Source organism: Corynebacterium frankenforstense (genome assembly GCF_030211955.1).
Lineage (GTDB): Bacteria > Actinomycetota > Actinomycetes > Mycobacteriales > Mycobacteriaceae > Corynebacterium > Corynebacterium frankenforstense_A.
In genome coordinates this window covers 108,015-116,706 of sequence record NZ_JASODI010000008.1, presented here as the reverse complement: position 1 = coordinate 116,706, position 8,692 = coordinate 108,015, and the positions used below count along the sequence as shown (strand labels likewise).

The window sequence follows — 8,692 nt, the reverse complement described above, 5'->3', positions numbered from 1 at the left end:
TTCACATCTTTCGGAGTCCAACGACCAGCCACAACAACCTCCAAGTCGAGGTGGCGCATTCACCCACTGACAACTCCATGTATCCCCACTATCTATTTTTTCCGTTTTTCGGAGTACATCGGGAGCTACAACTGCGGACCAGCTCTGTGTGAACTAGATGAGAAGGCGCAGCAGCGAATCATCGACGCTGGACAGTTGGTGCTGCGGGCACGCGAGCGGCACCCCCAGCGGTCACTCGCGGAGCACTACAACCCGTTATCGATGGACCCAATTCTGCTCAAGGCCCACAACAACTTGGACCGGGAAGTCGATAAGGCTTTCGATGTGGCACGCAAACTCACCAACGAGCGCCAGCGCCAGGAGCTACTGTTCGCCAGCTACGGGGAGTTGGCGAGGGGCTATGTCTCCTCGCTTTCATCAAAATCGAAACCACCAGCAGGGTCGTTCCCCGTGCGGGTGATTTTGATCGGTCCCGCTGCTGGGTGTAGAACCCTGTCGCTGGCAACGCCGGGAACTATGACTGTGCCCGACGAGAACACGTCACTGCCATAACGCGGCTCACGGTAGACGAACATGGGTCGTTCACTACTACTGGTGGATTTCGGTTTTGGTGGTGGGGGGATTACCGCCGCCGGCCTCGATTTTTCCGTTGAGGAGGGCGTTGACTACTTCCCGATTGTGAAATGGGCCGATGGCGCGGTGAAGAGGAACCAGTCACCTGGAAGAGATCGATCCAGTCGCTGGTGTGCAATCTGGGAGGTAGGGTTGCGGGGTCGATTCCTCGCGAGCGCAACCATGATTGTGTCTCTGAACGTGATGAAAACAACCCTGCCCTTCGGAGAATTTCCCCTATCCCGCGTCCCCGGGCGGTGAAAACGGTGTGCACCATCGCCTGAAAGGCTTTGCGTTGCTCTATCGGGATCTTCGGGTCACCCACCCGGCGGATCACTAAGATCCCCCCGTCAACGTTTGGCTGTGGCCGGAAAGCAGACCTTGGTACTCGGGAACCAAGGTGAAACGTGAACCATGGGGACCACTGAGCTGTCATCATCGTGCTTGCACCTACCCCGGCCCGGCGGCGAGCGACTTCCCACTGCATGAGGAGTACAGCGGCAGTCCATGCCGGCGCATGCAACAACTTTCGAAGAATGGCAGTGGTGAGGTGAAAGGGAATGTTTCCCACAATGACGCAGGGAGTGGCGGGTAACGGGAAGTTGAGGAAATCATCATGGACCACTTCGACCGACGCCGAGGCGGTCTTTTTTGTGAGTTTGGCAGCTAGTTTTGCGTCTACCTCAACTGCCGTTATTGCCCTCCCCAAGTGGGATATCGGGTGAGTGAGGGCACCGCTTCCTGGCCCGATCTCAATGATGGGGCCGGAGGTTTGTTTTACAAGATCGACGATGGAGTTGATGATCTTGTGGTCTGTGAGAAAATTTTGGCCATGTTCGTGACGGCCGTATCCGTATGTAGACATCAGGTGTGCTCCGTGGAGTTGAAACGGAGCCGGGCATGGCAAATGGCCGCCCGGCTAAAGGACCGGAGCGGTTTCTAACCTGCGGGAGGGAGAAAACCGCCTTAGCGGCTGGTGAGCGGCCGCATGAAAACGGAACCTAAAATCAACATGGGCCTATCGTATCCAATTAATTTCGCAGGGTCCAATACGGTGAGAAAGAAGACAACCGCACCGCAACAGTGCAAGACCTCTCTGGATTGGAATTTGCCGGAGCCGGTCGCCCCGATGCACAGCCCGTGCGGGCCCATGCCTCCCTCGGCGGACTCGCGCAGGTCCAGGGTGACCGGCACCGCCGGCCCGCCCGCCCCGCGGGTGACGCCGACGGGCACGGTGAGCCGTTCGGCGGGCGGGGTCCGCCACAGCTCGGGCGGGTGTGCCCCGCCCAGGCCGTCCGGCCCGTCGAGGCCCAGCAGCGCCGGCAGGTCGTTGGCCACCGCGCCGCGGCCGTGGCCGGGCCGGCGGCACGACGCCGTGGCCCGGGCCAGGGTGGCCGCCGCGCGCGGGGACATCGCGTCGGGCACGCCGAGGTCCTCGCGCCCGTTGTCGGTGTGGGCGATCAGCCGGTCGGCGGCCGTGAGCGCCAGGCCCTCGTCGCGCGCCCGGGTGCGCAGCGCCGTCGGCGCCCCGGTGCCGACCTCGATGACGCAGGTCAGCGAGTCGTCGTCGAGGAAGTCCTCGGTACCGGTGGTCGTGACCCCGTCGACGACGAGCACCCGGTAGGCCGCCGCGTGCGGGGCGCGGGCGTGCGGCAGCCACTTCACCCACGCCCATCCGGTGGTGTCGCCGCGGACCTCGACGCCGACGGCCTCCGGGCCGTGGTGGAAGACGAGCTGGGCGATCATCGCGCGCACCTGGTCGCCCGCGCCCGGGCCGGCCACCGAGAGGTGCCCGAAGGCGGCGAGGTTGAGCACCACCGGCAGGTCCGGCACGGTGCCCACCGAGCGCACCGTGTGGCGCAGCGCCACCGCGCACACCGGGTCGAGGTCCTCGGGCGCGCCCTGCTCACCGACCTCGAGCGGGGTGCACAGCGGCGCCGGCCCGGTGCCCAGGCGCACGTGCAGGGCGTCCGCGTCCTCGGCGCCGCGCTCCCAGAGCCGGTCGGTGGGCACCAGGGCCCACAGGTCGCCGGGCGCGGGGTGGCGGTGCTCCTCGTGGGCGCGCTGGGCGGCGGCGTTGTCGAGCGCGGTGCGCCGCAGCTCGTTGAGGTGGCGCAGGTAGGTCCGCCGCGTCTCGTCCGGGTCGCGGTTCTGCGGCGGGGCGAACATGCCCATCATCCCCATGGCCAACATGACGGGCAGGATGAGCATCATCGGGTGCACCGTGCCGGCCATGCGCACCATCAGCAGCACCATGCCGATCATCGCCGCGACCATGACCAGCGGCAAAAGGATGCGGATCAGCGCGATGGGCCGCGGGGTGTCGGCGGCGGGCACCGCCTCGGCGGAGAGGCTGCCCTCCGGGCGCGGCGGCGCGGGCTCGCGCGCGCCGGGTGTCAGCGGATGGACGGTGCGCCGGCGCGGGCGCTCCGGTGGCGCGAACGGTGCGGCCGGCGCGACCGGCGCATACCGGTCGCGCGGTGCGATTGCGGTGGTCATGCGGAATATTCCCCCTCTGTTCTCCCCCGTCGCACGCGGGGTTCCCGCGGCACCCCTCGCGCCGCGCCCCCACGCGGGTCCCACCTCTCGGGTGGACACGGGCGCAAGTGTAGGTCACGATGAGCGCACACACAGGGGGAAGAACATATCGAGGGGGATTTTTCACCGTGGAGATCGAACACGTTCTCCGGCTGTGCGTGCGCGTCCACACGGGCGGCTTCCACCGGGAGACCGACCTGAGCGTGCCCGTGAGCAGCTCCGTGGCCGACATCGCCGAGGAGGTCGCCTGGCTGGTCGGCGCGCCGCACCCGCAGACGCCGTGGCGGGCGACCACCGCCGCCGGCGCACCCGTACCGTCCGAGGAGCCGCTCGGCGCGGTCGGCCCGCCCGACGGCGGGGTGCTGGTGCTGGCACCCGGGCACCCGAGCCCGCGCCCGGTGCCGCGCGACGCCGCCGAGGCGCTTGCCGACGCCGCGCTGGCCGGCCGTGCGCATCCCGGCGGGTTGGCGCAGACCACCGCAGCCGCCGGCGTGGTGATGCTCGCCGTGCTCGTCGCCCACGCCGCCCCGGCGTGGCTGGTGGCGGCCGTGGCGGGGGCCGCCTGCCTGGTGCTTTTGGCCTGGCGCCGCGAGCTGACGCTGGCCGCCGTCGCACTGCCTCCGCTGTGCGGGGTGGCCGCCGCCGGCTGGGTGCTCGGCGACGCGGTGCCGGACGAGGCCTCCGGGTGGGCGGCCGCGACCGGTGCGGGGCTCGCCGCCGCCGGGGTGGGGCTGGCCGGGGTGGCCGCCCTTCGCCCGCACCGCCCGGGGGCGGGCTGCCTGGCCGCCGGGGTGGTGATGCTCGTCGTGTGCGCCTTTGCCACCGGCGCGGGTGCGCTCGCCGGGGCGACGGGTGCGGCGACGGTCGCCGTGGCGGTCGCCCTGGCCTGCGGGTGGGCCGCCCCGGCGATCGCGCAGACGGCCGCGGGGCTCTCGGTTCCGCGCCTGCCCACCGCCGGCGAGGAGGTCACCCTGGCCGGCGTCGAGGTCCCGGACGCCGCCGCGCGCGCCGAGCGGGCCCGGCGGGTGCACGCCGGGGTGGTCTGCGGCGCCGCGGCGGTGGCCGTGGTGGCACTGCCCTGGCTCGCCTGGACCACCCGGGGCAGCTCGCTGGCGTGGTTCGCGCTGGCCTTCGCGCTGTGCGTGGCCGCCGCCTGCGGTCTGCACGCCCTGCGCCACGCCGACCCGGTGGCCCTCTGGGCGAACCTGGCCGTGGCGCTTGCGGGCTTTGTCGCCGCCGCGCCCGCGGCCACCGGTGTCCCGGGGGCCGTGCCGGTGGCCCTCGGTATCACCGGCACCGTGGCCGCCGCGGCGCTGTCCGCCCCGCTGTGGGCGGGAAAGCTCAGCGACCCGGAGCCGACGACGCTGGTGTGGTGGGAGCGCGCCGAGTCCACCGCGCTGGCCGCCGCGGTCCCGCTGGCGGTACACCTCGCCGGCGTGTTCACCTGGCTGCGGGGCCTGGGATGAGGGCCCGCACACCCGCGGCCTGCGCCGCCGCCGGGGCACTGCTCGTCCTGTCCGCCCCGCCGGTCCAGCCGGCCGCGGTGGGCGCCGAGCCCGACCGCGCCTGCGTGGTGGGCACCCCGCCGCCGGAGCTCGAGGTCCCGCCGGTGGCCGACCGGGGCCACGGCCTGGCCACCGGGTCCGGGGTGATCGTCGCCGTCATCGACACCGGGGTCGCCGACCATCCGCGCCTGGGCGGAGTGGTGCCGGGTGCGGACCTGGTCACCCCGGGCACGCCGGACCCGCTGCGCGACTGCGACGGGCACGGCACCGTTGTCGCGGGGGTCATCGCCGCCAGGCCCTCCGAGCAGGACGCGCTGGTCGGGGTGGCCCCCGGCGCGCGGATCGTCAGCGTGCGCCAGTCCAGCGCGCACTACCGCTCCCCCGCAGGTCCCGGTGCCACGGGTGTGGAGCGGGAGGGCTCGGGCACCCTCGGCGGGCTGGCCCGGGCGATCCATGAGGCCCTGGACCACGGCGCGCGGGTGATCAACGCCTCCGTGGTCGCCTGCGTCGAGCCCCGGCGCGCGGCAGTCATGGACACCTCCAGCCTGGATGAGGCGCTCGCCCGCGCCGAGGCCGAGGGCGCCGTGGTGGTCGCCGCCGCCGGCAACGCCTCGGCCGACTGCCCGGAGGGCTCGGTGGTCTACCCCGGCCACGCCGGGACGGTGCTCACCGTCGCCGCACTGGCCGACGAGCACCGGCTGGCCGACTACTCGGTGGCCGCCGGGCCCGGCTCGCTCGCCGCGCCCGGGCAGGTGGCCGTGGGACTGGACCCGGGCGGGGCGGGGCTGGCCACCGGGGTGACCGACCCGGAGAGCGGGGCGAGCCGCGGCTTCGAGGGCACCAGCTTCGCCGCCCCCGTGGTCAGCGGGCTGGCCGCCGCGCTCATCGAACGCCACCCGCAGGCCCCGCCGGCGCTCCTGCGCGCGCACCTGCGCCAGGCGGCCCAGCCGCCGCACGGGGCCGTCGACGCGCACCAGGTGCTCGGCCACCTGCACGTGCCGGCGGACGGCGCTCCCGGACACCGCGCCGGCGGCGCCGCAGGCGCAGGCTCGGGTGCGGGAACCGGCGACGGGGGCCACGGGGCGTCGTCAAACGGGGGCACCGCGGAACGCATCGCCGCGCCGGTGGCCGCAGACACCTCGGTGACCGGGCGCGCGGCGGCCGTCGGTGTCGGTGTCCTGGCGATCCTGGCGCTGTCCGGCCTGGTCGTCGGCCTGGCCGTGGGCGGGTCTAGCCGACGTTGATGATGTCCTGGCGGACCACGAAGGGCTTGTGGCCGGAGAGGGCGATGGTCACCTGGACCGACTGCGGCCCGATCGCGTCCTCGGGCCGGTCGACCACGTAGGTCCTGCACGACGTGTTCTCGAAGCCCTCAGAGGGGTCGGGAGTCGAGATGCTCACGCCGCCCCGTCGAAGATCTCGTACTTGAAGGAGCACCGCATGTCCTCGACGTTGTCGCCGTCGGTCGTTTCACCGCGGACGTTGATCCACAACCCGTTGGACTGCTTGGCACCCTCGTACTGGAGGAAGGCGTTGGCGTAGTCGTCCTCGAACATCACCGTCAGCCGCTTGAAGCCCTCGTCGTCGAGGTTGCTGAAGGTCGCCGAGACGTCCTCCGGCGGGCGGTCAGGGTCCGGGGCGTCGTCCGTGAGCCGGTAGGTGCCGTCACCGTTGGCGAGCTTCTCGTTGGGGCCACCCGCCGCCTTCGGCGTGGTCGACGACGAGGTCGCGCTCGAGGTGCCCGAGGCGCTCGAGGCCGCCGAGCTCGACTGCGCGGTCGAGGTCTGCGGCTGGGTGGTCAGCACCGGCGCATCCGGCTCCGGGTCCCCGATCGTGCAGGCCCCGAGGGTCAGGGCGGCGGTGCCGAGGGCCGCGGCGAGAGTAAGGCGGGCGGGGCGGGACGGGGACACGGTGGGGCTCCTGGGCCGGTCAAGTTCATCTGCGGTGCGCACCTCACTCTAAAGGCGCGCGCCCGGTGGCGCCGGGACCAGGTGGCGCCAGGACCGGGTCAGGCGTTGCCGGCGAGCACGATCGGCTGGGCGATCACGAGCGGCTCGAAACCGGACATCTCCACCGTGACGCGCAGCTGGGCCGGGCCGGCCTGCTCCGGCAGCGGGGCGATCACCCACCCGTTGCAGGTCTGGCGGTGGACCGTGCCCGCCGAGGGGATCGCCGCCCCGGCAGGGTCGCGGAACTCGAGGTCGACCGCGCAGTCGCGCTCGCCGAAGACCTCACCGTCAACGTCCCGGCTGCTCAGGTAGACCGCGGCGGTGTCGGTGCCGTCATCGAAGACCCGCAGCCCGCCGGTGGTCCCGGGACCGGGCGGCGCCGCACTGGTCTCGGGGCCCGCGGGCGGCGCCGCGCCGTACCCCGCGGTCTCCACGACGGTCCCCGCGGAACTCTCTGCGGCGGCGTCCCGGGCGGTGGCCGCCACGGTGCCCGGCGCGGGCTCGGGCCCGTACGCCGCCCCGTTTCCGGCGCCGGCCTGGCCGGCGCAGGCGGACGCGCCCACGCCGAGGGCCGTCACGCAGACGGCGAGCACCGCGCGGCGTCGGAAATCGACGCCCACTCGGGTGAGGCGACGGCGCAGTGCGGCACGGGACATGGCGGTGCTCCTGGGAGGTCGGGGCGGCGCACCATGATCCGTGCGTCGCGGTACGGCCTCAACCTAGAAAGCCCGCAGGGTCCGCGGCCAGTGCCGCGGGGAGCGTTCCCCGTGCTAGGGGCGCCACCACATGCGCTCGGGCACCCCGCAACGCGAACCGCGCTCGTCCAGCTTGACGCCGAGCACCTGGTGCAGCTGCACGACGTTGTGCTCGAAGCCCCACTCGGAGCCTGCCATGTACATCCCCCACAGCTTCGCGGTGGGCAGGCCCACCAGCTCGACGGCGCGGTCCCAGTTGGCCTTGAGGTTCTCGCACCAGTCGCGCAGCGTGCGCATGTAGTCGAAGCGCAGGTTCTCCTCGTGGAGCACCTCGAAGCCGTGGTCCTGCATCTTGCGCACCACGGTGCCGGAGCCGGTCAGCTCGCCGTCCGGGAAGATGTAGCGGTCGATGAACTCGCCCTTGCGGGTCTTGTGGTTGTCCGGGTAGGTGATGCAGTGGTTGAGCATCAGCCCGCCCGGGCGCAGCTTGCCGGAGAGGAACTCGAAGTAGTCCGCGTAGTTCTTCACGCCGACGTGCTCGAGCAGCCCGATGGAGCTGACGGCGTCGAAGCCGGACTCGGGCACGTCGCGGTAGTCCTGGTAGCGGATCTCGGCGAGGTCGCCCAGGCGGTCGGCCTCGACGGCGGCGCGGCCCCACTCGGCCTGCTCCTGGGAGAGCGTCACGGCGATGACGTGCACGCCGCGCTTGGCGGCGTAGCGGGCCATCCCGCCCCAGCCGCAGCCGATGTCGAGCAGGCGGTCGCCCTCCTTGAGGCGCAGCTTCTCGAAGACGAGGCGGTACTTGTTGATCTGCGCGTCGTCGAGGCCGGCGTCCTCGGTCGGGTAGTAGGCGCAGGTGTAGGTCATCGTGTCGCCGAGGAAGAGCTCGTAGAACTCGTTGCCCACGTCGTAGTGGGCGGAGATGACGTCCGCGTCGCGCTCCTTGGAGTGGCGCGACAGGCCCTGGCGCAGGGAGCGCTCCAGGAAGGAGGAGCGCTCGACCTCGGGCAGCGGCTGGATCTGCAGCGCGCCCATGCGGCGCAGCTCGGCGTAGATCTTGAGCAGGTCGCCCGCCGAGGGCCTGCGGAACTGCCCGTAGAGGTCACGCAGAGTGTCGAAGATGCCGTAGGGGTGGGCCAGGTGCTCGCCCTCGACCTCCATGCCGCCGGTGACCCAGGCGCGGGCGAAGCCGACGTCGCCCGGGCTGGTCGCGATGTAGGAAAGGCCCTCCGGGCTGAGGATGCGCACCGTGTACCTCGCGTCCGCGGGACCGGCGGTCGAACCGTCGAAGGCCTCCCAGCGGAAGGGGTTCGGCGCCTCGACGAGCATGTCGATGATCTCACCGACGGTCATCGTGGAGTTTTTCTCGGAGGAGGCGGTCATAGCGTTCACT

General features: G+C 71.6%; 9 protein-coding genes. 3 read left to right on the top strand and 6 right to left on the bottom strand.

The features are described 5' to 3' along the window. Positions 1-552: type IIL restriction-modification enzyme MmeI (locus tag QP119_RS05910; protein ID WP_284774414.1), on the top strand; the 552-nt coding region annotated here is incomplete at its 5' end. A gap of 70 nt (positions 553-622) precedes the next feature. Here QP119_RS05910 and erm read toward each other — a convergent pair. Next, positions 623-1,477 carry a 23S ribosomal RNA methyltransferase Erm gene (gene erm / locus QP119_RS05905; RefSeq protein ID WP_016456425.1) on the bottom strand — a complete coding sequence of 285 codons (855 nt, stop codon included), beginning with the start codon at positions 1,475-1,477 and terminating at the stop codon, positions 623-625. 101 nt (positions 1,478-1,578) lie between these two features. Further along, entirely contained in the window at positions 1,579-3,111 is a 1,533-nt protein-coding gene (locus QP119_RS05900) for a cell division protein FtsK (RefSeq protein WP_284774412.1), read from the bottom strand. A 167-nt stretch (positions 3,112-3,278) separates the two neighbouring features. Here QP119_RS05900 and eccD point away from each other — a divergent pair, with 167 nt between their 5' ends. Beyond that, entirely contained in the window at positions 3,279-4,616 is a 1,338-nt protein-coding gene (eccD, locus tag QP119_RS05895; RefSeq protein WP_284774410.1) for a type VII secretion integral membrane protein EccD, read from the top strand. Continuing rightward, positions 4,613-5,899: a S8 family serine peptidase gene (locus tag QP119_RS05890; protein WP_284774408.1), complete on the top strand. Its 1,287-nt coding sequence runs from the start codon at positions 4,613-4,615 to the stop codon at positions 5,897-5,899. Before eccD ends, QP119_RS05890 begins: the two co-directional genes overlap by 4 nt. Here QP119_RS05890 and QP119_RS05885 read toward each other — a convergent pair. From QP119_RS05885 to QP119_RS05870, 4 genes are all read right to left on the bottom strand, one after another. Next, complete coding sequence (locus tag QP119_RS05885) at positions 5,886-6,056, bottom strand: hypothetical protein (protein WP_284774406.1); 171 nt, start codon at positions 6,054-6,056, stop codon at positions 5,886-5,888. The genes QP119_RS05890 and QP119_RS05885 overlap by 14 nt on opposite strands. Further along, complete coding sequence (locus QP119_RS05880) at positions 6,053-6,565, bottom strand: hypothetical protein (RefSeq protein WP_284774404.1); 513 nt, start codon at positions 6,563-6,565, stop codon at positions 6,053-6,055. Before QP119_RS05880 ends, QP119_RS05885 begins: the two co-directional genes overlap by 4 nt. Before the next feature lie 98 nt (positions 6,566-6,663). Beyond that, entirely contained in the window at positions 6,664-7,260 is a 597-nt protein-coding gene (locus QP119_RS05875) for a hypothetical protein (RefSeq protein ID WP_284774402.1), read from the bottom strand. Positions 7,261-7,374: 114 nt separating this feature from the next. Continuing rightward, the gene (locus QP119_RS05870; protein WP_284774400.1) at positions 7,375-8,682 is read right to left on the bottom strand and encodes an SAM-dependent methyltransferase; all 1,308 of its coding nucleotides are present in this window, start codon (positions 8,680-8,682) and stop codon (positions 7,375-7,377) included. Positions 8,683-8,692: the final 10 nt, after the last annotated feature.